The 1,534-nt window shown below is 67.1% G+C and carries 1 protein-coding gene; it reads right to left on the bottom strand.

The window, feature by feature from the left end:
* Positions 1 to 55 precede the first annotated feature (55 nt).
* On the bottom strand, positions 56 to 1,300 hold the full coding sequence (locus ADK54_RS13455; RefSeq protein WP_053725855.1) for an IS110 family transposase: 1,245 nt from the start codon (positions 1,298 to 1,300) through the stop codon (positions 56 to 58).
* Positions 1,301 to 1,534 lie beyond the last annotated feature (234 nt).

Here is a 1,534-nt window from a genome sequence, read left to right as displayed (position 1 = left end):
CTGGTCCGAAAATGAAGGATGAGCCCAGGTCAGCGAGGTGACCGGCGCGCTGTGTTCATGCGGCCTCAATGGGGTCGAAGCGGACGGTGAAGCCGAGGGCGTTGGCCCGGCGGGCCAGCCGTCGCATCGCTTGTTCGGGGTCACGCCGGGTGAAGTAATCGCCACCCAGGTCGTGGTAGGTGACGTCGTGGGTGAGCATGTGCCACACCGCGGTGAGGATCGAGTGTTCCAGCGCGACGACGGCCTTCTTCTTGCCCAACCGGGGCACGAGGCGGTGGTAGCGGGCGCCGAGGTAGGTGGTCTCCCGGGTGCGGGAGGCAGCCATCGCGGCGGTCCCCAGCGCGGCGCCGAGCCACCGGTTGCCATGCCGTCGTCTGCCGGAGCGACGTTTACCGGCGGATTCGTGGTGGCCGGGGCAGACCCCGGCCCACGAGGCGAGGTGTCCGGCGGTCGCGAAGCGGGCCATGTCGCCACCGGTCTCGGCGATGATCACTTCGGCGACAGTGCGACCGACACCGGGGATCGTCTGCAGCAGCTCAAGCTGGCGGGTGAAAGGACGCATCTCCTCCTCGATCCGCACCGACAACTCCCCGATCGCTGCGGTCAGCTGGTCGATCCGCTCCAAGTGGAGGCGGCAGAGGAAAGCGTGGTGTGCGCCGAAGTTCCCGGTCAGTGCCTCCACCAGGGCGGGAATCTTCGGCCGCATGCGGGCCTTCGCCATCCCAGCCAGGACGTGTACGTCACGCTCGCCGACGATGAGAGCATCCAGCATGGCCCGGCCGGACACGCCCAGAATGTCGGTAGCCACGCTGGAGAGCTTGATCCCGGCGTCCTCCAGTTCCTTCTCCAGCCGCTGGGCCTCGCGGGTGCGTTCGCCGGTGAGCGTGGACCGGTAGCGGGCGAGGTCGCGCAGGTGCCGGACCGGCTCCGGGGGCACGAACGAAGCCCTCAACAGGCCGCACTCGCCCAGCTGGCAAAGCCAGGCGGCGTCGGCAACATCTGTCTTGCGGCCGGGCAGTCCCTTGGCATGGGCGGCGTTGACCAGGATCACGTTCAGGCAGTCCTCCAGCAGGTAGAAAGCCGGCCGCCAATAGTCCCCAGTGGCTTCCATCACCACCAGGGTGACCTTCTCGACCAGGAGCCACTCCCGCAGCTCCAGCAGAGAGTTGGTCACCGTCGGATACGTACGAATCTCCTGGCGCCGCGACCGCCGCCCGCTCGGGCTGGGAGTACGCACACACGCCTTGAGGTCTCTCTTGCCGATGTCGAGTGCGGCACATCGCTCGTGTAGTACGTCCATCAGATCCTCCCGGAACGACGCAGGGGCAGGCGCCGTCCGGAGAGACCACAGGGCAAAGAGTCTGGTCCGCGTGCTGCTGCAACAATTGACGGTCCCTGTGAGCGGCCCCCAACGCCATACTGAACGACGAGCCCGAACGCATCACAGACTCATCGGCGTCCCGGACGGACACAGGCCGATTTTCCCGCCATCACGGCGGCCAGCGCAGCGGCCCCAACTACTGAACGGAAAATC

The sequence above is a fragment of the Streptomyces sp. WM6378 genome (assembly GCF_001279695.1).
Taxonomy (GTDB): domain Bacteria; phylum Actinomycetota; class Actinomycetes; order Streptomycetales; family Streptomycetaceae; genus Streptomyces.
The sequence above is the reverse complement of the archived record's forward strand: the minus strand, read 5'-3'. Positions and strand labels throughout refer to the sequence as shown.

Bases quoted from the DNA above. Each gene is read 5' to 3' on its own strand.
- ADK54_RS13455 (WP_053725855.1), bottom strand. From the start codon at position 1,300: ATGGACGTACTACACGAGCGATGTGCCGCACTCGACATCGGCAAGAGA.